The organism is Candidatus Nanopelagicales bacterium, from assembly GCA_037045355.1.
Taxonomy (GTDB): domain Bacteria; phylum Actinomycetota; class Actinomycetes; order S36-B12.
Map to the genome: position 1 here is coordinate 15,342 of JBAOHO010000029.1, position 23,122 is coordinate 38,463.

22 protein-coding genes and 3 tRNA genes are annotated in these 23,122 nt (G+C 65.8%); 14 read left to right on the forward strand and 11 right to left on the reverse strand.

Annotation, left to right across the window (positions count from 1 at the left end; all coding sequences use genetic code 11):
- Nucleotides 1-457: 457 nt before the first annotated feature.
- The 6 genes from V9E98_15200 to V9E98_15225 all read right to left on the reverse strand — a co-directional run bounded on the left by V9E98_15200 (nucleotide 458) and on the right by V9E98_15225 (nucleotide 5,699).
- A complete protein-coding gene (locus V9E98_15200; protein MEI2718311.1) occupies nucleotides 458-1,681 on the reverse strand; it encodes a choice-of-anchor D domain-containing protein in 1,224 nt (407 codons plus the stop codon).
- On the reverse strand, nucleotides 1,678-2,499 hold the full coding sequence (locus V9E98_15205; GenBank protein ID MEI2718312.1) for a hypothetical protein: 822 nt from the start codon (nucleotides 2,497-2,499) through the stop codon (nucleotides 1,678-1,680). Before V9E98_15205 ends, V9E98_15200 begins: the two co-directional genes overlap by 4 nt.
- 80 nt (nucleotides 2,500-2,579) lie before the next feature.
- Nucleotides 2,580-2,858 (reverse strand): Nif11-like leader peptide family RiPP precursor, encoded by a 279-nt coding sequence (locus tag V9E98_15210; protein ID MEI2718313.1) that lies wholly within the window; start codon nucleotides 2,856-2,858, stop codon nucleotides 2,580-2,582.
- A gap of 109 nt (nucleotides 2,859-2,967) precedes the next feature.
- Entirely contained in the window at nucleotides 2,968-3,567 is a 600-nt protein-coding gene (locus V9E98_15215) for a DUF4190 domain-containing protein (protein ID MEI2718314.1), read from the reverse strand.
- A 201-nt stretch (nucleotides 3,568-3,768) separates the two neighbouring features.
- Nucleotides 3,769-4,593: an aminotransferase class IV gene (locus tag V9E98_15220; GenBank protein ID MEI2718315.1), complete on the reverse strand. Its 825-nt coding sequence runs from the start codon at nucleotides 4,591-4,593 to the stop codon at nucleotides 3,769-3,771.
- An 89-nt stretch (nucleotides 4,594-4,682) separates the two neighbouring features.
- Nucleotides 4,683-5,699: a chorismate-binding protein gene (locus tag V9E98_15225; GenBank protein ID MEI2718316.1), complete on the reverse strand. Its 1,017-nt coding sequence runs from the start codon at nucleotides 5,697-5,699 to the stop codon at nucleotides 4,683-4,685.
- An 88-nt stretch (nucleotides 5,700-5,787) separates the two neighbouring features.
- On the opposite strand from V9E98_15225, the gene V9E98_15230 reads away from it, so the two are divergent.
- The 4 genes from V9E98_15230 (at nucleotide 5,788) to nhaA (ending at nucleotide 7,568) form a co-directional block, all read left to right on the forward strand.
- Nucleotides 5,788-5,860, forward strand: a tRNA-Gly gene (locus V9E98_15230).
- A 35-nt stretch (nucleotides 5,861-5,895) separates the two neighbouring features.
- Nucleotides 5,896-5,966 (forward strand) — tRNA-Cys (locus tag V9E98_15235).
- A 24-nt stretch (nucleotides 5,967-5,990) separates the two neighbouring features.
- Nucleotides 5,991-6,063, forward strand: a tRNA-Val gene (locus V9E98_15240).
- 236 nt (nucleotides 6,064-6,299) lie between these two features.
- Nucleotides 6,300-7,568, forward strand: a complete 1,269-nt coding sequence (gene nhaA, locus V9E98_15245) for a Na+/H+ antiporter NhaA (GenBank protein MEI2718317.1) — start codon at nucleotides 6,300-6,302, stop codon at nucleotides 7,566-7,568.
- A 109-nt stretch (nucleotides 7,569-7,677) separates the two neighbouring features.
- On the opposite strand, the gene V9E98_15250 is transcribed toward nhaA, so the two are convergent.
- Nucleotides 7,678-8,214 (reverse strand): transposase, encoded by a 537-nt coding sequence (locus tag V9E98_15250; protein MEI2718318.1) that lies wholly within the window; start codon nucleotides 8,212-8,214, stop codon nucleotides 7,678-7,680.
- Between the two features lie 181 nt (nucleotides 8,215-8,395).
- Here V9E98_15250 and V9E98_15255 point away from each other — a divergent pair, with 181 nt between their 5' ends.
- Together V9E98_15255 and V9E98_15260 are read left to right on the forward strand one after the other, a co-directional pair.
- Nucleotides 8,396-8,833, forward strand: coding sequence for a transposase (locus V9E98_15255; GenBank protein ID MEI2718319.1), 438 nt, complete (start codon nucleotides 8,396-8,398; stop codon nucleotides 8,831-8,833).
- A gap of 66 nt (nucleotides 8,834-8,899) precedes the next feature.
- Nucleotides 8,900-10,309, forward strand: coding sequence for an amino acid permease (locus tag V9E98_15260; GenBank protein MEI2718320.1), 1,410 nt, complete (start codon nucleotides 8,900-8,902; stop codon nucleotides 10,307-10,309).
- 94 nt (nucleotides 10,310-10,403) lie between these two features.
- On the opposite strand, the gene V9E98_15265 is transcribed toward V9E98_15260, so the two are convergent.
- Nucleotides 10,404-10,592 carry a hypothetical protein gene (locus V9E98_15265; protein ID MEI2718321.1) on the reverse strand — a complete coding sequence of 63 codons (189 nt, stop codon included), beginning with the start codon at nucleotides 10,590-10,592 and terminating at the stop codon, nucleotides 10,404-10,406.
- Between the two features lie 361 nt (nucleotides 10,593-10,953).
- On the opposite strand from V9E98_15265, the gene V9E98_15270 reads away from it, so the two are divergent.
- Nucleotides 10,954-12,822 (forward strand): calcium-binding protein, encoded by a 1,869-nt coding sequence (locus tag V9E98_15270; protein ID MEI2718322.1) that lies wholly within the window; start codon nucleotides 10,954-10,956, stop codon nucleotides 12,820-12,822.
- Nucleotides 12,823-12,888: 66 nt separating this feature from the next.
- Here V9E98_15270 and V9E98_15275 read toward each other — a convergent pair whose 3' ends face one another.
- On the reverse strand, nucleotides 12,889-14,091 hold the full coding sequence (locus tag V9E98_15275; protein MEI2718323.1) for a helix-turn-helix domain-containing protein: 1,203 nt from the start codon (nucleotides 14,089-14,091) through the stop codon (nucleotides 12,889-12,891).
- 103 nt (nucleotides 14,092-14,194) lie between these two features.
- On the opposite strand from V9E98_15275, the gene V9E98_15280 reads away from it, so the two are divergent.
- From V9E98_15280 to V9E98_15290, 3 genes are read left to right on the forward strand one after another with little or no spacing between them, the layout of a single operon-like run.
- The gene (locus V9E98_15280) at nucleotides 14,195-15,004 is read left to right on the forward strand and encodes an HAD-IB family hydrolase (GenBank protein MEI2718324.1); all 810 of its coding nucleotides are present in this window, start codon (nucleotides 14,195-14,197) and stop codon (nucleotides 15,002-15,004) included.
- Nucleotides 15,001-16,128: an alpha/beta hydrolase gene (locus V9E98_15285; protein MEI2718325.1), complete on the forward strand. Its 1,128-nt coding sequence runs from the start codon at nucleotides 15,001-15,003 to the stop codon at nucleotides 16,126-16,128. The genes V9E98_15280 and V9E98_15285 overlap by 4 nt, the downstream gene beginning before the upstream one ends.
- Complete coding sequence (locus tag V9E98_15290; GenBank protein MEI2718326.1) at nucleotides 16,125-17,777, forward strand: acyl-CoA dehydrogenase family protein; 1,653 nt, start codon at nucleotides 16,125-16,127, stop codon at nucleotides 17,775-17,777. Before V9E98_15285 ends, V9E98_15290 begins: the two co-directional genes overlap by 4 nt.
- A 116-nt stretch (nucleotides 17,778-17,893) precedes the next feature.
- On the opposite strand, the gene zapE is transcribed toward V9E98_15290, so the two are convergent.
- Nucleotides 17,894-18,904 (reverse strand): cell division protein ZapE, encoded by a 1,011-nt coding sequence (gene zapE, locus V9E98_15295; GenBank protein ID MEI2718327.1) that lies wholly within the window; start codon nucleotides 18,902-18,904, stop codon nucleotides 17,894-17,896.
- 17 nt (nucleotides 18,905-18,921) lie between these two features.
- Between zapE and V9E98_15300 the strand changes: the two genes are divergently transcribed.
- From V9E98_15300 to V9E98_15315, 4 genes are read left to right on the forward strand one after another with little or no spacing between them, the layout of a single operon-like run.
- Nucleotides 18,922-20,061 carry a winged helix DNA-binding domain-containing protein gene (locus V9E98_15300; protein ID MEI2718328.1) on the forward strand — a complete coding sequence of 380 codons (1,140 nt, stop codon included), beginning with the start codon at nucleotides 18,922-18,924 and terminating at the stop codon, nucleotides 20,059-20,061.
- 19 nt (nucleotides 20,062-20,080) lie between these two features.
- Nucleotides 20,081-20,842, forward strand: a complete 762-nt coding sequence (locus V9E98_15305; GenBank protein ID MEI2718329.1) for a pyrimidine reductase family protein — start codon at nucleotides 20,081-20,083, stop codon at nucleotides 20,840-20,842.
- Complete coding sequence (locus V9E98_15310; protein ID MEI2718330.1) at nucleotides 20,839-21,333, forward strand: hypothetical protein; 495 nt, start codon at nucleotides 20,839-20,841, stop codon at nucleotides 21,331-21,333. The genes V9E98_15305 and V9E98_15310 overlap by 4 nt, the downstream gene beginning before the upstream one ends.
- The gene (locus tag V9E98_15315; protein MEI2718331.1) at nucleotides 21,323-21,931 is read left to right on the forward strand and encodes a hypothetical protein; all 609 of its coding nucleotides are present in this window, start codon (nucleotides 21,323-21,325) and stop codon (nucleotides 21,929-21,931) included. Before V9E98_15310 ends, V9E98_15315 begins: the two co-directional genes overlap by 11 nt.
- Nucleotides 21,932-22,031: 100 nt before the next feature.
- Here V9E98_15315 and V9E98_15320 read toward each other — a convergent pair whose 3' ends face one another.
- Nucleotides 22,032-22,448, reverse strand: coding sequence for a hypothetical protein (locus V9E98_15320; protein MEI2718332.1), 417 nt, complete (start codon nucleotides 22,446-22,448; stop codon nucleotides 22,032-22,034).
- Nucleotides 22,449-23,122: the final 674 nt, after the last annotated feature.

The window sequence follows — 23,122 nt, forward strand, 5'->3', positions numbered from 1 at the left end:
TTGTGATGATGCGGCACGTCAGAGTTTTGTGCCGTGCTGCGGAGTGTCGGATAACGATCGTTGACGAGACGCCGGCCTGCAATCTCGAGCACAGCGGGCCAACCCTGTCCACATCCCGTGTCTCCCGCAATGACCGCGAAGGCACGTTGCCGGACACCGCGACCGAACATCGCCAACAGCTACCCTGCGTCAGACTCAGGCCCCACGGCCAAGATCATCACCGCTCACTCCGACCACCACAACACCGGTCATTACCAGTCTCACACCCCGTGTCGGCGGTGCGCTGGGAGTCAGTCGCGACATCCCACTGTGGGCCAAGGGTCGGAACAAAGACGGCAGCCCGAGGCATCCCTTGTACAACAGCCAACCAGTCGAGCGGTATCTGGACGAAGCCCCGCCGCTGTAGAGCGGCCACAGGACAGCCGCGGGGAGGCCGGGCATCGCCCAAGGAAGCAACTCAGGGAGGTGGAGTGTGCGTGAACCCCGTGCCCGTCAGAGGGACTCGGACTTCTGCGGCGGTCTCACTGCCGGGAAGGAATCGCAGCGTCCCGGACTGAACGCCCGTGGCGCTCGGCGTGAACTGGATGTCGACACGCAACGAGGCGCCAGGAGCCAACTCGACAACGTCATGACAGGCCCCATTGAGAACGCGATACTGCGCCTCGTCCGCATCCAACATGCACAGCACCAGAAGCGATCCGCCGCTGATGTTGGTCGCCACGAAGGTGTCCTCCAGTCCGGCGCCGACCATGACTTCGCCGAAGTCCTTGGCTGCCGGACTCACCGACAGGACGGTGGTGCGGGGCGCGTTGCCTTCAAGAACGATGACCGAGGTGTAGAGCGGATATCGACCGGGGTCCGGGTTCGGGGCGTTGCTGTTGAACACCATGAATGCCGAGATCTCCCCTTGAGTCGTGGGCGCGTGCACCACATCGACGGTGCAGCTCTGACCCTGGGCCAGTGAAACATCGGCGCAGGTGTTGTTGAGTGCGCGGAACTCGGTGGTTGTCATGTCCCACCCCAGGATCGACTCGAAGTTGATCGAATGGATTCTCAGCGACCCCAAGCCACGGTTCGTCACGGTCACTGCGACCGGATCGGATGACTGTCCCACTGTGGTTGCGGGGAAGGTGATCTGCCGCGGTTGCGCTCGAAGTACGGGCATGGCGGCAGTCTTCACCGTGAACTGCGAGACCTCCGGAGGGTTCATCCCAGTCCCGGTCTCACAACTCAACAGACCTTGTGCGGTACGACCAAGACCCAACGCTGCGGTCGGTATGTCGATGCGGAATCCACGCCCGCCGGACGGCAGTTCCGTCCCCACTGTGCGCCCCGCAGTTCGGCGGCCGTCCAGCGTCACCTGGCATGTGCCGTAGTCGATGCTCGAGGTGAAGTACACGCTGATGTCACCCGCCACCCCGGCGGCAACCGTGAATGTCTTGAGCGGAGTCCCGGAGTCGGACTTGCCCCGGGACTTGCCCAGGGACTTGCCCAGCGACATGGTGTTGGGGCCTCCAACAGCCTCGGAGTCACGAACGGCAAATCCCGCGTTGCCACTGGGAGCAAGGATGACGTCTGTCACGGTCACCGGCCCCCTGGTCCGCCAGTCCGTGACGCAACCGGACAGGGCCAGCAGGGCAGCAACGCTGATGGCGATCCAGTGGACGGGGCGGGGCTTCACGGCCGGTACCTAGCCTTGCCTGTCGTCCATACAGGGGTGTTGTCGTCCAAGGTTCCGCGCACCACTGCGAGGACATCGGCTCGGGACTTGGGTGCGACAAATGAGCACCGCGCGCGAGAAGCCGTCAACTTGCCACTACACACCGCTCGGTCGGCAATGTAGATGACCGCCCGCCCGCTGACGGATGCCGCTGTGGGCGTGAGCCTGGCGGTTGTGACCTTGACTTTGGCGGTCGGTCGCCGCGCCTGGCTGAGTTGCAGTTTCACCTTTGCCCCGGTGGCGGCCAGTTCGCCGTTGATGGCCTGGGCACGGGCTGTCAGGTAGGGCTGCAATGCCTCGGCGAAGTCGTCGGTGTAACTGGATGCCAGACCAGTCGCTGTCATGCGATTCACTCGCAATGTGACGCGCGTGCTCGCTGGTGATCGCCCCCGCAGGGTGAGCGAGACAACGGAGTCGACGTCCCCGAGGACTGTGTCCGCGTTGACCCGCAACTTCAGCAGTCGGAAGGGAATCTGCTTGATCACACGCACCGTTGCCGGCACTTCCTGCACGCCCGTCGGCGTCTCGAACTGAAGCCGGAGATTCCACTTCCAGCTCGATCCGGAGGAGCCGACACAGCCGCTGATCATGCCGCACACCCCGGCATGGTTCACCTGCGCCAGCCAAAACGCGTATCGAGAGGCATTGACCGTCGATGACGCTTGGATACCCGCCAGTGATGTCGGCGCCGCGAGCATCGTTGCGGCGCCAACACCGAATGCGATCGTCAGCAAGACGGCCGATCCCACGGCCAGAACCCGAATCCTTGCGGCAGACATGTCAACCACTTCCCCGCCCGAGGAACCTACTTTCAGGTTACTCCTGCGAAGTGTGTCGCAGCCGCGCCGAACTCAACTCCTCAGCACTTGAGCGTGCACCATGCGTTCGTCCAAGGGTTGTCGCAGTAGATCCAGTCCGTGGGCGGGAACGTGTATCCGCCGGCTGCGCCCTCGAGCTCAGCGTCGGACAGTTCGCGGTTCTCATCCACTGTGGGCAGGTCTTCGACCACGATGGCGAATCCGCGGTCATTCGCCACTGCGACCCATTCCTCGACAGTTCCTGTCGCGGCCAGGGCAGCGGCCAGCGCTTCGTCTTCCGCGCTCGCTCGACGCAGGGCATCCAGCTGTTCGTGTGACATGTTCTTCCCTTTCCTCTGGGGTACTTCCCTTTGCTCCTGGGGATATCACGGTCCCGTTGTGTTTCAAGCGGTGTCGTGGTCTGGAGTGCGACCGGGGTCAAGGCGCCGTTCACGGGCATGGCCCTTCTGCGAAGCCAGTCGCGCTGTCGAGGTGATAGAGGATGTCGCCGGCACTCATGGCCGACACACAGTAGACATCGCCTGCGACGTCGGTAGTCGCCGACACACTCGATGTTCCGGGGCTCTGGGTGAATCCGGCCGCGCGCAGATCATCGATGTCGTAGGTGTATTGACCCGTCTCCGCGCGCACCACTTCCTGCGCTGTCGCCGCATTGCGGAGATCAGTTTCGACTGACGCCTGGCGCTCACCGAGCTTCGCGTTGAAGGCGATGGGTACGGAGAACACCTGAACCACCACTGCCCCCACGACCACGGCGTAGGCAATCACGAGGCCCAGAATCGCCAACGGTATTCCTGCAACGGGTGCACCTTCGGCACGCAGTCTTCGCAGACGCGACAACCCCGCATGCCCGAACACCAGCGCCATGGCCGCACAGAAGACGCCGACCATGACGATCAGCCACTCGATCCGTCCCAGCAGGAACACGCACACGAAGCCCACCAGGGAAAGAACGACGGACGCGACGGCCAGCCCGGTGGGGCTGAGGGCCGATTGACGTGACTGGTCGGCCGGCGTCATGTCCGCCACGTCTCCTCCTCCCCTGTCGGTCCTCTCTCGTTGCTGAGAACCTTCCTGATACAAGCCCGATAGCGGCGCTCATGAGGCCCCCACTGACCCCATAACCACCAGTAGCGATCTACTACTCAGAGTATTCCCAAGGGGGCATGGATGGCAGACGGCGGGGCCGCCAAACGATGATTCGAGGTCGCCCGAGGTTGTTCGTGAACGTCACGGGTCGAGGTCGGCGGTGCTGCGCTCTGCGAACAGCGCGCGCATCTGCGTGGTCACCGGACCAACCTCCAGCCGCCTGTCACCGACTGCGACCACGGGGTGAACGTCGCGCGTTGACGAGGTGATGAAGACCTCCTGGGCTGTCTGCAGCACGTCGGCGGGGAGCGTCGTCTCCCGTGCCCGAGACCACTCGACCAGCAACTGTCGGGTGATGCCGTCCAGGCAGCCGGATTCCAGTGACGGAGTGAACAACTGGCCGTCGACGACGACGAAAACGTTGCTCCCAGTGCCCTCGCAGAGATCCCCAGCGAGGTTGATGAGCAGAGCCTCACTGAATCCTCTGTCTTTGGCCCACGCCAAGGCGACCGCGTTCTCCGCGTAGCTGGTTGTCTTCAGTCCCGCCAGTGGCGAACGCTCGTTGCGAGGCCACGGCGAGACGATGACTTCGGTGGTCTCGGGCCAAGGCTGACCGAGCTGAACGGTGACGACGAGAGTTTCCGGACCGGCCCCGCGTTCGCTGCCGAGCGGCCCCGGACCCGACGTGTAGGTGACCCTGATCCGTGCATAGGCAAGATCCTCAGTGCGGTTGGCCGCCACAGCAGCCGAGACCGCGTCGGCCACAACACCAGCGTGCGGTTCGCGGATGCCCAGCCCACGTGCCGATCGCTGAAGTCGTTTGATGTGTCGGGTCAGGGCGAACGGTTTGCCGGACATCGCCTTCATCGTCTCGAAGACACCGTCACCGACAGTCAGCCCGTGATCGAGGACGCTCACGGCCGGTGAGTCGGAGTCGATGAGCTCACCGTTACACCATGCCTTCATTTCCTCAAGTCCTCCGCTTCTTCACGTCGTCCATGCCCTCATATCGCACCCACGACACGCTGTCCCTGACAGCCATGGCGACCAGCATGTCAGGCGCCGTTGGCCAAACTCATCAGACGCCGAGCCTTCAGGACGGTCTCCTGCCATTCGGCCTCGGGATCGCTGCCCCACGTGATGCCGGCGCCCGTCCCGAAGTGGAGGTGAGCGTCGCTGATCCAGAACGATCGGATGGCCACGGCCAGCTGCGCTCGGGAGTGATCAGCGTCGATCCAGCCGAAGGCGCCGCAGTAGTAGCTGCGTGGAACTGGCTCGAAGTGGGCGATGACTTCGAGGGCCGAGATTTTGGGCGCCCCAGACACGGATCCTGGCGGCATCGTGGCCATCAGGATCTGCGCCCACGTCGCCCCGTCCTGCAGCCGACCACTCACCGTCGACACCAGATGCACCAAGCCCGGGTGCTGTTCGACTGCCAGCAGATGCGGAACATTCACTGATCCGGGTCGACAAACCCGGGCGAGGTCATTGCGCACGAGGTCGACGATCATGATGTTCTCGGCATGATCCTTGGCGGTGAGCCCCGCAGCCGTTGTGGCCGTGCCTTTGATCGGTCCAGAGGAGATGAGATCGCCATCGCGGCTCAGAAACAGCTCCGGTGACGCGCTGATCACTGTGATCTCCGGGATCCGCAGGAAGCCTTCGTAGGGCGCCGGATTGCCCCGGGAGAGATCTCGCCACAGCGCGGCCGCGTCGGCCGAACCCTGATCGGGCAACGGGGCTCGCAGTACTCGACACAAGTTCACCTGATAGACATCACCGGCGGCAATCCGCTCCCTGATGCCTGACACAGCGGCGACGTAGGCATCACGCGGCAGTGAGTCCACCCAGCTGTTCGAGCGAGGACCATGCCAGTCCCCCACCTCCGCGTCCCCGGGCGGAACGTCGCTCCAGTGGCTGAACTTGGCGAGGGTCACCGCCCCTTCAAAAGTGATGGCAACGGCCCACCGGCCACCGCTCCCAAGGGCTGCCAGGTCGTCAGTGACCTCGACCAGATCGCGTGCCGTTGTGCCCGGAAAGGCAGCCATCGGTTCGCGGCTGGGTGTCGGCACGGCTCGATCATGACGCAGGGTGGGCTCTTTGTCGCCCACCACCACGGTGGGCTATCGTTTACACGGTTCCGGGCACTGTCCGGAGTGCGCGGACGTGGCTCAGTTGGTAGAGCATCACCTTGCCAAGGTGAGGGTCGCGGGTTCGAATCCCGTCGTCCGCTCGGAAGAAGTCCTCCGCACGGCGACGGGCTTCCTCGGTGGAGTGGCCGAGAGGCGAGGCAACGGACTGCAAATCCGTCTACACGGGTTCAAATCCCGTCTCCACCTCGGTGGTCCCGCACGGAACCCCAAGGGCGATTGGCGCAGTGGTTAGCGCGCTTCCTTGACACGGAAGAGGCCACAGGTTCGATCCCTGTATCGCCCACAACAGAAACCCCTTGACTCTCAGGGGGTTTCTTTCATGCCTGAGCGCTGCGTGCGATCAACCGTGCAACTATCCGCGCTTCTTGTTGCCCTCTGCGAAGCAGCAGGCGTGAGCCGGAACGCTTTGATATGACCAGGCGACGGTCGCCCGGCGGGTCTGGGAAATGGGCCATATACTGAAGTATGATTCGTGAACGGCACATGCGCACAGTGAGAGACCACAGCCGTGGATCAAGAATGCGCCACCTCGGGCTCCTGAGCGCCGTACCGCAACAGGCTCGTCCTGGACTGGTGTTGCTGCTCGCGACCCTCGCCTCAGTGGTCATCGTGAACTCCGCACTTGGCGAGGATCATGCGGACCTGCTGAAGACGGTGGTCTCCGTCGGCATCGGTGATGCCGCGATCTCGCTGACCGTGTCCCAGTGGGTGAAGAACCTGCTCATGGCAGCGTTCTTCTTCTACGCCGGGCTGGAACTGAAGCGGGAACTGCGCGAGGGCGAACTGTCCACTCCCCGGCGCGCGGCGCTACCTGTCGTGGCAGCGGTCGGCGGCGTCATGATCCCGGCCCTGCTGTACCTGGGGATGACTGCCGGAACCGAGTACACCAACGGCTGGGCGGTACCCGCCGCGACTGACATCGCGTTCGCGCTAGCCGCTCTGGCTGTGATGGGGACGAGGGTCCCACCAGCCCTGAAGGCGTTTCTGCTGGCTGTCGCCGTCGTGGACGACTTGGCCGCCATCACCATCGTCGCTGTTTTCTATAGTGGCGACCTTTCCCTGCTGTGGCTCGGCGCAGCCGCGGCGGCCGGGCTCCTGCTACTGGGACTCAACCGTCGCGGGGTGACGTCGGTGTGGGCGTACGTAGCCGTGGGTGTGCCGTTGTGGATCGCCCTGCAGAACGGCGGAATCAATCCGACCGTCGCAGGGGTGGTCACGGCGGTGGCGATCCCGATGCGTGATCGTGCCGGGGGGTCGCCTCTGCACCGAGCAGAGCATGCCGTGCGCCCGTATGTGCTCTATCTGGTCCTGCCCGTGTTCGCCCTTGCCGCTGCGGGGGCGATCCTGCCTGGCTCGCTGCTTGAGGCGGCCACGCACCCGATCGCCGGGGGCATCGTTGCCGGACTGCTCCTCGGCAAGCCGCTGGGAATCGTGCTGTTCACGGTGGTTGCTGCGTCCCTACTGCGCGTCCCGCGGCCGGGGACATCGTCACAGTTGCTGGGCGTGGCGTTGCTGGCCGGTATCGGATTCACGATGAGCCTGTTCATCGCGGGCCTTGCGTTCACCGATCCCAGCCTTGATGCGCCGGTCAAAGTGGGGGTGTACGGGGGTTCGATCGTTGCAGCAGTTCTGGGGCTGGCAGTGCTGCACCGATCACTACCGCGACCTCGACGACGCGGCCTCAAGACAAGCCCGACCTCAAGAACGACGCGACCTCAGAACAAGAAGGCATGGCACGCGACCCAGCACAGCTCCCACCGCGACCCACCGCCTGCGGCTCCGAGATAGAGCGCCCGCCCCAGGGGTTGCTGCGATGGTCGGTGTGATCCCTAAGGTCTCGGGAACCGGCCTGCTACGGATGGGGATGGTCCCGTCTGCCCTAAAGCCGGTCGACAAATCAGGTGAGTCGGTTCAGCAGGACCGCGATCTGGCTGAGGATGAGGAAGCCGGTGTGGGCTTCGAGGGTGGCTTCCCATTGGCGGGCCATGCGCCGGTTGCGGTTGATCCAGGCGTGGGTGCGTTCGACGACCCGTCGCCGTGGTTGCACGAGGAACCCTGAGCCGGGCGGCGGTTTCGGGCCGGTGACGATCTCGATGTCGATGCCCGTCTTGGCGGCGAGCTGCCGCGTGGCCGGACCGGTGTAGCCCTTGTCCGCCCACACCTTCGCAATGCCGGGGCAGTGCTTCTTGGCGGCGTCGAGCAGCCGGGGCAGCACGGCCGGATCCTGTTCGCCACGGTCTCGCGGCGGGCGGGTCGCTGGTTCGTCAGCCTGAACGTCGAGGCCGCGGACCTGCACGCCGCCCAGCGACACGACCCCGAACTCCTCAACACGGTCGGGTTCGTGGGCGTGGACCGGGGTCTGCACGACCTGGCCGTGGCCGCCACCGCCGACGGCGGCGAAGCGACCCGGATCCCCGCGCCGAAGCACCTGCACCAGGCGCAGGCCAAGCAGCGGCGGCTCGCGCGAGCCGTCACCCGCAAACCGAGAGGTTCGAAGAACAGGAGGAAGGCCGCCGCTCGCCTGGGGCGGCACCATCAGCAGACCAGGAACCGCCGACACTACGCTCTGCACGCCGTGGCGAACACACTGGCCCAATACCTGGGGGTCCCCCCGCTTGCGGGGGAGCGTCGCCGTCGAAGACCTCAACGTGGCAGGCATGCTGGCCAACCACTACCTCGCCCGCGCCATCAGCGACGCCGCCTGGACCGAACTCGCGCGCTTGCTGCAGTACCGGCAGGACTGGCGCGGCGGCGAAGTGGTCACCGTGGACCGGTGGTACCCGTCATCGAAGACCTGCTCCGGCTGCGGCGCGGTCGACCCGGACCTGACCCTCGCGCAGCGCACCTACCGGTGCAGGTCGTGCGGGCTGGAACTGGACCGCGACCTCAACGCCGCCATCAACCTCGCCGTGTGGGCCGACGCCCATATGGCCCGGGACCGAGAAGCGACCGGCCCGGACACCAACGCCTGCCGAGGGGACGGCTCTGGCCAGCGCGCACGCGCCCGTGAAACCAGCCCCAGCGACGCGGGAACCCGCCACGCAACTGCGTGACCGGGACGCCCGAGAAGGACGCTGCCGACGATTCGTCGACAGGCTTTAGGGAACATAATGGCGAGTATGGAAGACGCCGGGCTGTCAGGCCCGCCGACCGGGGCCACCACAGCGGATCACGACCTGAAGCGCACGCTTCAGGCCCGCCACATCCAGATGATCGCCATCGGAGGCGCCATCGGGGTGGGACTGTTCCTGGGTTCGGGAGAGGCCATCGCCATGGCGGGTCCCTCTCTGATCGTGGCCTACGCATTCGCCGGGGCGATGTTGATGCTCATGATGCGGGCGCTGGGTGAACTCATCCTGCACCGTCCGGTCTCGGGCTCCTTTGTGGTGTACGCGAAAGAGTTCATCGGCCCCTGGGCCGGGTACGCGACGGGATGGGCGTACTGGCTGATGTGGGTGTCCATCGTCATGGCCGAGGTCACCGCGATCGGAATCTACGTGCAGTACTGGTGGGCCGGATTCCCTCAGTGGATTCCCGCGATCGTCGCCTTGCTCCTCGTCCTTGCCGGCAACTTGGTAGCAGTGCGGGTGTTCGGAGAACTCGAGTTCTGGTTCTCCATGGTCAAGGTTGTGACGATCCTCGGTTTGATCGTGATCGGAGTCTTCGTCTTGGTCACCAAGGCCGGGGATCTCGGGGACACCGCCTCGCTGTCGAACCTGTGGAATGACGGCGGACTGTTCCCCACGGGCCTGTCCGGAACCCTCTCGGCGTTACTCGTCGTCGTGTTCGCATTCCTCGGCGTCGAACTGGTCGGCGTCACGGCCGGCGAGACGGAGAACCCGGAGCGGAGCATTCCTCGGGCCGTGCGCCAGATCACGGCGCGAATCCTGATCTTCTACATCGGCACCATGCTCGTGATCATGGCGCTGATGCCGTGGGATGAGATATCCCCCACTGCGAGCCCATTCGTCACAGTCTTCTCCGCCGTGGGAATCCCCGCTGCGGGCAGCATTGTGACGGTCGTCGTGATCGTGTCAGCCCTGTCCTCGGCCAACAGCGGGATCTTCAGTTGCGGCCGTATGCTGCTCAACCTCAGCTATCACGGCCATGCGCCGACTCGGCTGCGCGCGGTCACCTCGGGTGTTCCACGGGCCGGCATCTGGGTGTCAGTGATCGTGATGTCACTCGGGGTCGTCCTGAACGTGATCATCCCGGCTGAGGCCTTTCTTGCGATCACCAGCGTCGCGGCTCTTGCGGGATTGTGGACGTGGTCGATGATCATGTTCTCGCACCTGGGCTACCGTCGCCGGGTTCGCGCCGGCGACCTACCGGGAGTCTCCTTCCGTCTCCCGGGATCACCGTGGACCAACTATGTGTTTCTCGCATTCGTGGCGATGACCGCGATCATGGCGGCTCTCAGCCCGGCACAACGCATCGCCTTCCCGGCAGCGGCCGTGTTCGCGGTGGGTCTCGCAGTCGGCTACTGGCGCCTGACGGCACGACGCACGAAGTTGGCCTCTGCAGCTTGAGCCCGGCACTGCCCTCACCGGGCCACCGCAGCCGCTGCTGCGGCAGATGTTCGCTGACTATGTCTTGGGCCGCCGGAACTATGACCGCACAGGATCACATCGTCGATGTCCTGTCCGGAGATGATCTGGATGACTTCGGCGACGTGCCGGAAAACGTTGCTGTCGATTCTTCGGTGAGTGTTGGCGCGTAGACCGTGTGGCCGGCGGCGGCCAGAAATTGCGTGACTGGATCCCACACCGCTCCGGTCACGCTGCCGCCATGCACCAGCACGAACGCGGCCATCTCATCACCGATCTCGGGTCGCTGGCCTTCCGAGCGCACCCTAACTGGGTGCCCGGCCGAGACGCCACAATGTCGCTGGATGCCTGTCCGGATTGCCCACCTCTGGTCCTAGCTTCGGAGAACTGTTGGATAAGCCGTGAACGACGCGCAATCGATCATGCATCCACAGGCGCGCGTGAACCGCCTGTCGAAGGGGGACATCGCCGGATTGCATGCACTGCGCCACCGGCGGTGCTGAACGGCTGTCCCCGTTCATCCGTTCGGACGCGTCAGGCTTCTCAGAATCGGTCGCGGCCCATAGGCTCGTGGTCCGGGTCGCGGCGCCACCGGACCGTCGTTCACACGTTGGAGGATCGTCCGAATGAGTTCTCCCCTGCGGTTCGCGCGAGCCCCGAAGTCATCCACGTCCCGACTGCGGGTCGGTGCTGTCGCCGTTGCGCTTTCCATGTTCGCTTCGCTGGCCCCGGCGCTTGCCGGAACTCCGGGAAACGACGCGATCACCGGCACCCCGCGCGCGCAGACGCACAAGGGCGGCGCGGGCAACGACACCATCAACGCCAAGTCCGGGAACGATCGCGTGTCGGGTGGAGGGGGCAAAGACACCCTCAACGGCGGCAAGGGTCACGACACCATCAACGCCGGGCCCGGCTCTGACACGCTTCGAGGCAGCACCGGCAGTGACGTGCTTGTAGGCGGCTCCGGGGCGGACACCTTGAGCGGTGGCCCCGGGAGTGACGTCCTGGTCGGCGGTCCCGGCCCAGACACCATCACCTGTGGACCGGGAGCGGACACCGTCGCTGCCGGTCCCAACGACGAGCTCGGCGCCGGGTGCCAAGGCCCGAACGACAATGACCTCTCAGCGCAGGAATACTCAGTGTCGTTCACCTCCGGGATGCCGATGCGGCTGCAATGGAACGCGAACTCCGGCTACTGCGGCGAGACTTCCTTCGTCACCGCCATGATGACGCTGGGCCAATACGCATCCCAGTGGACCGTTCGGGCTCTCGCGAACCCATCAGTTCCTCAAACGAACCCCAACAGCCAGTTGCTGCCCTCGTGGCCATCGAACTCCGGTCCGCCGACGGGGCAGAGCTGGCAGAACGCCGCCGACGCCATGAGCCTCGATGTCGACGGCTTCAACACCTACGATCAACTGACGGACAACAATGGCGTCGCTGCCACCGAGGACTTCCTCGCCTGGGTCAAAACGGAGGCCGTGGCCGGCAACAAGGTGATCATCGGGGTGTTCAACAACATCCCGGTCATCTATGACGGGACGGCCAGCGCGCCGTTCGCCAACTCGCCGGACGATCCGAAGTGGGGTCAGTACACGTACGATCACGTCGTACCGGTCATGGGCATAGGCTCCGACAACCCCTTTGAGAACGACGGCTCGGAAACCTACTACGCGAACGACACCATCACGATCGGGGACAACGCACTCTGGACGCCCTTCCAGGACTCCAGCCCCAGTCCGAACCCCGCCTACGACCCGACCAACTGGGGTGCGGGCAACAGCGCGAACAACCCACAGTACTCCGGCCTCTTCACCTTCGAGAACAGCTTCATGATGGGTGACCGCGGCTGGGCCAATACCTTCCCCACAGCGTGCGCGGCCTGCGCGAACGACGCCGCGTGCAACTCCGCGTGCGCCCCCTACGTCTACTCGCTGTACAACAACACGTCGTGGGCCGAGCATCCTGGCGACTATCCCGGACAGGCAGGCAACTACGGCGTGTCGATCCAGGGGGTTCTGGGTGCCGACGAAACCGTTCCCGTCGCTCTCGAGGTCGAGGTTTCCGACAATGACCTGAACAACGAAGGCCCCAACCCGGGCACCGGCGACGACTCGACCTGGAACGGTCCCCAAAGTTCGTCCAACCCGCCCTCGCCGGTGGACATGAACCTCAACGCGACCGTGGACTCACTGCAGCCGGGCACGTCCTACAACGTGTACCTGTACACCGCGGCACTGGGAAGTTTCCCGACCGTTCCGACAGGCGACTTCAACCAGCAGGCGTCGCAGGCGCAGGAGCTGTGGACCCTGACGTGGGACGAGTCGGCCAACTCCTGGGACATCGCCAGCACGACGGCCGCGAGCGCCGGTTGGCAGGGCACGTGCTCGTCGGGTTCCTGCTCGCTCAATGTGACCGAGACCAACATCCCGGGGCAGGGCAACACGGACGTCACCTCAGCCAACAGTTACGCCTTCCGGGCTGTCGCCAACTGACCGTCGGTACCACTGATCCCATGGCCGACCAGGTCCGGCCGCTCCGCGTACCTCACGCCCGGGGCGTCAGCCAGGATCCGTTCGATCGGGGGTGAATCCCTCTGCAGCCAAACCCAGACGCAGCGCGAATCGCCCCGCAGAGGACTCCAGCGAGTCGCCGTAGAACTCGCGGAGCCGGCCCAGGCGATAGCTGACTGTCTGGGGATGGACGACCAACTGTCGGGCAACCGCGGCCCGGTCTCCCTGCTGGTCCAACCACGCCGCCAGCGTCACCAGCAGGGTCTGACGCTTGGCGGGTGCGACTGCGGCCAGCGGGCGAACCGATCGTTCCGCCAACTGCGCCGCCAAGACTGCGTCTGCACTGACGAGCAACTCCGGCAGGTACTCAGTGGCCAAGATGATCCGATCATCTGGGACCAGCCCGCGGGAGGCGAGCTCACGCAACCGAACCGCGTGGTCGAACGACAGCGGCGCCTGCGACGGTGGACGGACGGTGCCCACAAAGACCGGACCGGCGACCCCCGCGCTGAGCCTCGCCCGACGCCCTGGGCCGGCCGGGTCGGGAATCACCGCCACAGCGTCCGCGTCTCGCTCGAGAACGAGGACATCAGGCGGTGCCATCGGAAGTGGCGGGCCGGTCGTGCCCACGGACTTCGGGACCACCGCGACGGCCACGGTGGTGGGCAGCGCCCACCCTGAGCTCTCGGCGAGGGTGGACAGCTTCGCCGGTGACGTCGCAGCCAGACCATCGACGAGCGCCTCTGCCAGTTGGGACCGTTGCACCTGCCGATAGCCCGACCGCACTGCCTCCGCATCGGCGTGCCCTTGGGCACTGGCCCCCGAGAGTTCATCGATGTAGACGAAGATGCTCTCGGCCAGTGCGACGAGGTCGGCCGTGTCTACCCGGGCTTCCGTGGCGGCCGCCGACATGCGCTCCCAGGCCACCCGCGCACCCGTGCGATAGGCGGCCAAGAGCGCTTCGAGGGAGCGGCCCTGCTCGTTCTCCCCGGCTCCGATGCCGCGGTAGAAGGCCCGGGCCCGCTCATCGAGGGCGGGGTCGTCTGTGCCGAACAGCGCGAGCATCCGGGCAAGCGCGATCTCGACTCCCCGACGAACCGTTGGACCGATCTCGTCGTCGAGCGCTCCCTGGTAGGCCGGCACCTCGCGGGAGATGGCGTGGACGGTGTCCGTCACTGTCTGTGGAACGGTCGGGCTCAGGATGTCGGCGAGGTGGGCTGGCAGGGTGAACCATGGCAGGTGCTGTCGCATACTCCTCTCTATCACGCTATTTATCACCGGAGGATAAGTTCTGCGCAAGTATCTGCGTCTGCATCCCAGTTACGGGTCATCACTTGTGGGGGAAACTGCAACCATGACTGAATCTCAAGCCACTACTCCAACCCCGACCCGCGCGGCGGCCTTCTTCGACCTGGACGGCACACTGATCCCGGGGTCGGCGAACATCCCACTGGCCAAAGCGGCCTTCCGAGAAGGTTTCGTCACTCCGGGAGAACTCGTGAAGGATCTGCGCAACGGGGTGTCGTTCTTGGTCAAGGGCGCCACCGATGAGCGGTCCGCCCAGGTGCGGGATCGCATTCTCGCCGCCGTCGCCGGTCGTCCAGCCTCCCAGGTGGAGGCGCTGGGTGATCACTTCATGGCCGAGCTGGTCGCCGCCATCCAGCCCACGATGCATGCGGTCTTGGATGACCACCGCGAACAGGGCCACGACCGCGTCGTGCTGTCCGCGAGCCCTACCGAGATCGTTTCCCGGTTCGCCCGCGAAGCCGGACTGGAGTACGGCACGGGCACCACGTCGGAACGCGATCAGGACGGGGTCTACACCGGCCGGCTCGATGGACCGTTCTGCTACCGCGAAGGCAAGGTCACGACCATGCGGACCCTCAGCGAGCAACACGGCTACGACCTGTCCGCCAGTTACGCCTACTCGGATTCGGTCAGCGACCTGCCCATGCTCGAAGCCGTCGGCAATCCCGTGGCGGTCAACCCAGAACCAGAGTTGCGCGAGCTCGCTCTGGCGCGTTCGTGGCCGATCGTCGAGACCTCCTCACTGCCCCGGGTGTCTCTCACCTCGCCGAGTGGTCTGGTCCAACTGGCCGGGCACTTGGCCAGTTGGGCCGGCGGCGCCGTGCGTCGCCTGATCCCGCACGCGGTGACCTCATGAACGGCGCCGAGAGAGCCGCGATCGCCCGGGTTACCGGTGCGACAGTGGGACAGATCAACAGCACAGTCGCCGATGTCGGCTCCGCCGTGCGAGGCAAGGTCCGGCGTCGCTTGCGACCGTTGAGCCCGGTGGCAACTCGCACCCTGGACATCGTGGATCTGCACCACGACATCGTCCACACAACCGTCGGTGTGAGCGCTCAACTCCTCGGCGAATGCTCGGCGCAGGCACTGCGCCGGACAGGGACGGATGCCGGTTCCATCGCTGACTCCCCCAAAGCGCGTCCCGTCCTCGCGGGACTCAACGCCGCATTCGGCGACCAACTGCCCGTCGAGCTCGCCGGGGAGATGCGACTGTCGGTGGTTCCCGATGTCGCCATCCATCCGTCGATCGCGGTGTTCGTTCATGGGCTCGGCGGCCACGATCAGCAATGGGGTCAGGACTATGCGGAAGCCCTCGCCGCACTGGGCCTCACGTCTGTCGTGGCGCACTACCCGACGGGCAGAAGCATCGCCGACAATGCCGCGGCGTTCGACCGGACCATGATCGAACTGGTCGGTTCGTGGCCGGTCGCCGTCGAGCGTGTCGTCCTCGTGGGCCATTCGATGGGTGGACTCGTCGCAGCCACTGCCCTGGCTGCTGCCCCTCAGGAGGATGGGGCGAACTCGCCCGAGGGGCAGTCACCCTCACACGGATGGCGTGAGCACGTGTCCGACCTGGTCACGCTGGGCTCGCCGTTTTCCGGCGCTCCCCTGGAGCGGTTCGCGCGATCAGCGCTGCGGCTCGGCCAGCTGTCCGATGTGGCACGTCCGATCATCGCCCTCGGTGATCAGCGCAGCGTCGGGATCAAGGACCTGGGGGACGGAGTCCGCCTGAGTGTGCCTGAACGGGTGCGTCACCACGCGGTCGTCGCCTCGTTGGGATCGCACCCGCAGCACCCGGCGTCACTACTTCTGGGCGACGGAATCGTTCCCCAACGAAGTGCCCGCGGACACGGCGCACTGACCGGAACCCGCACCATCATCGAAGTCAATGAGACGGGCCACCTTCACCTGCTGGACCACCCTAACGTCACCGACCTGCTCCGGGTGGTCGGCGCCCAGGACACTACTCTGACTGGGTGATCACAGAGGCGAACACCGACACCCACGATGTCCTCAACCAGGCACCGCCCATCCCGGACCGTGACGCGTTCTCGACCGATGCACCCCTCGTGGAGGCGGTTCGCCGACACGGGGCGTCGAGTCACCTGTCACGCCTGACCGACCTGGGACGCAGCGCCGGCGCCGAGTCCTGGCGCTTGCGCGGTGCCGAAGCCAATCGAGACCTCCCCCGCCTGCGCAGCCACGACCGATACGGACATCGCGTCGATGTCGTCGACTTCAACCCTGCATGGCACGACCTGATGCGGTTCTCCGTGAGCTGGGGCCTGCACGGTGCCCCGTGGGTCTCCACCGAACCCGGTGCCCACGTGGCTCGGGCCGCGGGGTTCATCACGTGGACGCAGGTGGAGCCTGGCCACCTGTGCCCGATCTCGATGACCTACGCGGCCGTCCCGGTCCTGCGGCGCGCCGACGCGGAGACGGCCGAATGGATCACCGGCCTCACCGCCCGGGACTACGACTTCGGGCTGCGGGCTCCGGCCGAGAAGGACGGTCTCATCGCCGGGATGGCCATGACGGAGAAGCAAGGCGGTTCCGATGTCCGCACCAACACGACATCGGCCATTCAGGTTGCTGATGGCACCTACCGCCTGACCGGACACAAGTGGTTCTGTTCGGCGCCGATGAGTGATGTCTTCTTAGTACTCGGCCAGGCGGAAGGTGGCCTCACGTGCTTCCTCGTTCCCCGGGTTCTGCCGGACGGCGAACACAATGTGTTCCGGATCCAGCGCCTCAAGGACAAGCTGGGAAATCGCTCGAACGCCTCCAGCGAGATCGAGTTCGCCGGCACCGTCGCGCTGCGCCTGGGAGACGAGGGACGCGGCGTCAGGACGATCGTCGAGATGGTGTCCGCCACCCGACTGGACTGTGTCCTGGGCGCCACCGGTCTCATGCGCGGCGCGGTATCGCAGGCCATGTGGCACATCGGTTCCCGGCAGGCATTCGGCGGAGTGCTGCTCGACAAGCCACTGATGCGCAATGTCGCTGCCGACCTCGCGCTGGAAGTCGAGGCGGCCGCAGCCCTCGCGATCCGACTGGCCGCAGCGGTCGACGCCGCCGAGCACGGCGATGAAGCCGAGGCCAAGCTTCGTCGGATCGCGCTTCCTGCCGCCAAGTACTGGACCACGAAACGCAGCATCATGGTCACCGGGGAGGCGTTGGAATGCCTCGGAGGTAACGGGTACGCCGAAGAGTCGGGGATGCCCCTGCTGTTCCGCGAAGCTCCCGTCAACTCGGTGTGGGAGGGGTCCGGCAACGTCAACGCGCTGGACCTGCTGCGCGCCATCTCCCGCGAGGAGGGAACCGTCGATGCCCTGCTGGCCGAGTTGGGAGCCGCCGGCGGAGCCGACTCGCGCTACGACGCGGCCGTCGCCGGGCTCCTGAACGAGTTCGCCGAACTGGATGATCTGGAGTACCGGGCGCGGCGGCTCGCTGGTCGTATCGCCGTGCTGCTGCAGGCGGCTCAGTTGCTTCAGTACGCTCCGCCGTCGGTCAGTGATGCGTTCGTCACCACCCGCATCGCCGGCGATCATGTCACCCAGTTCGGCACGCTGCCGCGAGGACTGCGCCTGGACGAGATCCTCAACAGGGCGGATCCCATGACGCAGTAGACGAAGGCCCAGGTCGTCCATCGCCGCTTCGACAGCACGGGGGATGACACCGCGCCGCATCACGTCATCGGTTCGGATCGCACCCTCGTCGGGTGATGTCAACCCTCATGTCGGTCTCAGGTCGGCTCATCTCGCACGAGGGCAACGAGCCGCGAGATCGCCCGGTAGTACTTCTTGCGGTATCCCCCCGCCAGCATCTCCGGGGCGAAGACCCGATCGACGGGCAGTCCGGACGCGACCACCGGGACCTCCCGGTCGTAGAGACGATCAACCAGGACCACGAACCGCAAGGCATCCGCCTGATGTGTCAGGGTCCGAACTCCGAGAATCCCGACCAGGTCGATCCCGTTCACCAGCGGCCCGTAACGAGACGGATGAACCAGTCGTAGGTGAGCCATGAGGTCACGGAACGAATCCAGACTTGCCGTGCGGCCTTGATCGCCCGCTGCGGCCACCGCGGCCGTCACCTCAGCGTCGGTGGCGGGTGCCGGCGCGGTGGGCAACCCCCGATGCCGGTAGTCGTCACCATCGACACGCACCACGTCGAACCTGGCGGACAGCCCTTGGATCTCGCGCAGGAAGTCGTCGGCCGCGAACCGGCCCTCACCCAAGCGATCTGGCAACGTATTGGACGTCGCCGCGATCCTGGTGTCCGAGTCCGCGAGTTGGCCCATCAGTGTGGACATCAGCACGGTGTCGCCCGGGTCATCGAGCTCGAACTCGTCGATGCACACCAGGTCCTGGGTCTCGAGTTGCGCGGCGGCCTCCTGGAAGCCGAGCGCCCCGACCAAGTTCGTGTACTCCACAAACGTCCCGAAGACCTTGCGCCCTTCGGTCGCGTGCCAGACGGAAGCCAGCAGATGGGTCTTTCCCACGCCGTACCCACCGTCGAAGTACAGACCCGGCCGCTGCTCCGGCGGCGGTGAGCGAAACCAGCGCTTGCGTGGCTGACTGTGTCGCGCGGCGAATGCCCGACCGGCAGCTACCGCTGCCGCCTGGCTGGGGTGCTCCGGGTCCGGCAGATAGGTCCCGAACCGTACCGCCGTGAATCTGGGCGGTGGCGCCAGCATCGCGATGATCTCGGATGGAGCCACCTCGGGCCGTCGATCGGCGAGCGCGAGCACCACCGGGACACACTATCTCCGTGACCACATCCAATCCGGCGCAGCCTGGGCGATCCAATCCGGCGCAGCCTCGGCGATCCAACCCCGCGCAGGTTGCTCGCGTCAGACTCGGAAACCTCCTGCTCGGCACACACCCACATACCGATGCCACGGCGGTGACTGAATGGCTCGGTGCGCTGCAGGCCCAGGATCTGAGCAGTTGCGAGTGGTCGCTGGGGGCACGGTTGCCGGGCAGCACACGATCGGACGTGGATCGTGCCATCACCGAGGGGAGGGTCCTGCGGACATGGCCGATGCGCGGCACCCTCCACTTGGTCCCCGCCGTCGATGCCGGCTGGATGTTGGCAAGCACTGGTCGTCTCGCGCTGAACGGTGTCAAGCGGCGGTGGCAGAACCTGGGCCTTGACGAACAGACGGCCAACCGAGCAGCCGAGATCTTGCAGGCGGCACTCGCCGGTGGTCACCGCCTGACCCGGTCTGAAGCGCTTCAGACACTGACCGATTCCGGAATCGACACGTCCGGGCAGCGCGGCTACCACTTCATCTGGTTCGCCAGCCAGATCGGCGTGACCTGTCTGGGCCCGAACGTCGGCCGGGAGCAGACCATCGTGCTCCTTGCCGACTGGGCTCCCCACCAAGTCACACGTGACCCCGACGACGCTCTACGAGAACTGGCCCTGCGTTTCGTGCGGAGCCACGGGCCGGTCTCGACCGCCGATTTCGCGCGATGGACCGGACTCGGTGTCCGGGCTGCCCGCCGGGCCATCACCGCCAATGACGACGCGGTCACCACTGTCGCGACGACGGACGGATCGGGAGAACCACAGTGGCAGGGACGCGAGCCGCTCGAACCGTTCTCGGGTGCGCTGGTGCTTCCGGGATTCGACGAGTTCATCCTGGGATACAAGGACCGCTCGGCCATGGTTGACCCCCAGTTCCAGAATCGTCTCGTACCAGGAGGCAATGGCGTGTTCCGGGCCACCATCGTGGTCGATGGTCAAGTCAGGGGAACCTGGCGCAGAACCAGACGGCGTAGCGCGGAGGTCATCGAGGTGGAGTCCTTCGCGCCGCTGTCCGTCCCAGCACGCAAGGCACTGAACGCCGCCTTCGCGGGGTATGGCCGATTCCTGGACCGCGCGGTGACCGTCAACTACGTGTGAGCCGTGGCAGGATCATCCCGTGCAACTGCTCTTCCCCCAACACTACGGAACCCTCTCCCCAGCCGGGGTGGCCGACGCCTTCACCTGGCCCGACACCGACCGACCGTTCCTTCGGGCCATCATGGTGTCAACTGCCGATGGCGCTGCGCGGTCCCCCAAGGGGCTGTCCGGCGGCATCTCCTCAGCGGCCGATCGCCTCGTCTTCGCTACTGTCCGCGGCCTCTCGGACGTTATCCTGGTCGGCGCCGAGACAGTGCGCAGCGAGGGTTACCGAGCCCCCCGACCTCGACCGGAACTGGCCGACCGTCGGCAGGCCGCGGGTCAGGCGCCCACTCCGCGGCTGGCGATCATCACGCGGTCCGGTGACCTCGATATCGCGGGCTCCCTGTTCTCGGAGGCGGCCGAGCCACCCTTGATCTACGTACCTGCCACCATGGCGGACGAACGCCGGACGTCCTTGGCCACCGTTGCCGAGGTGGTCGTCGCCGGCGACGAGGACGTGGCAGCACCCCTCGTCGTGGCGGACCTGTGCGCGCGTGGGTTGAACCGCGTTGCCTGCGAGGGCGGTCCCAGCATTCTGGGACAGTTCGTCGCTCACCGTCTCATCGACGAGTTGTGTCTGACCATCACGCCCCTGCTCTACGGGGGCACAAGCAGCGAGAGCCCGGTGACGCGAATCATCGCGGGTCTGCCGCTGGACGATTCCCCGCGACCCATGCGCTTGGCGCACATCATCGAGTCCGACGGAACACTGTTCCTGCGATACACGGCGCCACTGTGACTGTTGCGGTGACCCCACCGGTGTCACCGATGTTGGCCAAGCCGACCGGTGCCACCGTGCCGGACCCGGCTGGTCGGGACTTGCTGTTCGAGCCGAAGTGGGACGGGTTCCGCTGCTTGGTATTCAAGGATGGGGACAGCGTCGTCCTGCAATCCCGCAACGGCGAAGATCTCGCTTATTGCTTTCCCGAGATCGTGGCAGCCGCCGCCGGTTCGCTTCCCGAAGCGGTTGTGCTCGACGGCGAACTGGTGATCGCACGTCAAGGGCGGCTCTGGTTCGAACTTCTGGGTCAGCGGATCAGGCCGCGCAGTGAGGCGGGCGGCTGGAAGATCACCGAACTGGCCGCCGATCACCCGGCGTCCTATGTCGCCTTCGACGTTCTTGCGGTGGGGAGTGACTCCTTCATGGCCCAGAGTCAGTCGCAACGGCGGGCAGCCTTGGAGATCGCTGCACATCTCGGCGCCGTTCCATGTCACCCCGATGACCCGTGATCGGTCCCAGGCGGAGAAGTGGTTCGAGCAGTTCGAGGGCGCTGGACTCGATGGGGTCATCGTCAAACCCGGGGACCTCGCCTACCAACCGGGGAAGCGAGTTCTGTTGAAGGTCAAACACGCGCGGACCGCCGACGTGGTGGTGGCGGGATGGCGACCCCACAAGTCCCCCGGGCCCGACGGGTCAGAGTCCGTGGGTTCGCTGCTTTTGGGGCTGTTCGACGACGACGGGGTGCTGCACCATGTCGGGGTCGCCGCCAGCTTCTCGGCCACCCGCCGAGTTGAGTTGGCCACCGAGTTGGCCGCTCTCGCGCTCCGCGACGATGAGGATCACCCGTGGCGGTGGCATGAGGCGGGTGCCCGGCAACCCGGGATGCAATCCCGGTGGTCAGGGGGCAAGGACTTGTCGTTCCACCTGTTACGTCCCGACCTGGTCGCTGAGGTCGGCTACGACCACATGGAAGGCACTCGGTTCCGGCACGTCGCGAAGCTGGTGAGGTTCCGGCCCGACCGCGACCCAGCGTCGTGCACCTACGCCCAACTGGAATCGCCCGTGCGGTTCGACCTCGACAGGGTACTGCGAGGTCTCAACACGTGAACTGAGTCATCAGCCCGCGAGCTCTTCTGGGAGGGGCGGGCGCTGGCCGCTTCGTCAGGGACTTGTTGGCCGCTTCGTCAGGGACTTGTTGGCCGCTTCGTCAGAAGTTGTTGAACGTCGACGGATCGGTGCTGGCGATGATGACGAACCAACCGATCGAGATCACGATCGCCAAGACGGCCAAGACCAGTCCGGCGATCGCCATGCCCTTGGGTCCGGGCGGATCCGTCTTGTTGGCCTGCACGATGCCGACGACACCCAGTACTCCGGAAGCCAAGGCGCCCACAGGAGCCAGGAACCACCCGCAGACCGGGATGAGGCTCACGATGACGCTGATGATTCCCAGCACCAGGGCAGCAACTCCGGCGCCTGAGTTCGCGGGCGCGGTAGTTGCCGGCGGGTAAGTCCCGTACGGCGGGGCAGCGGCGGGTGCGCCAAAGCCAGTCGGTGGACTGACCTCGCCGTAACCAGGTGGCGCGGAGTAGTTCGGTGGTGCTGGAACCTGGCCATACGGCATCGGGGAACCATCGCCCCCGGCAGGGGGAGCGACCGGCGGTAGAACCACGGGTGGAGGTGGGGCAACTGGCGGAGGTGGCGCAACTGGCGGAGGAGGTGCAACGGGAGGCGGCTGCGTCGGCGCGGTGAACCCCGACGGCGCGTCGGCAGGCGGAGGCGCGGTTGCGTCGGGGAACATCATCGTGTCCGTGCGGGCGGCCTCGGCCGGGGGTGGGGGTTCGGGGAATCGGACGGTCTCGTGAGTCTCGGCCGGTGGTTCGAGGACGGTGGTTTCGTGCGCCGTGCCCGGGGTTTCGGTTTCTGCGGCCTCACTCGGCAGCGCGGACTCCTCGGACGCGGATGAGTCGTTCACATCCGACCCATCAGAGAGCGACCCATCAGAGAGCGACCCATCAGAGAGCGACCCATCAGAGAGCGACCCATCAGAGGTGGCTGCGGATTCACCCGCCGACACTGATTCGACCACGGGCGTCGCCTCGGCCGTCTCCGGCTGGGGAATCTCGGTCGGCGGCATCGGAGGTGCTTGGGGAACGCCGGAGAACTCGGCGGTTGTCTGGTCCGGAGTCGGTGACCAGGCAGGGGTCCAAGTGTTGTCCGCAGGAGCCGTCATGGGCGGAGCCTGCTCAGGTGCGGGACGGGTCTGCTGAGTCCAGCCGACACCATCCCAATAGCGCA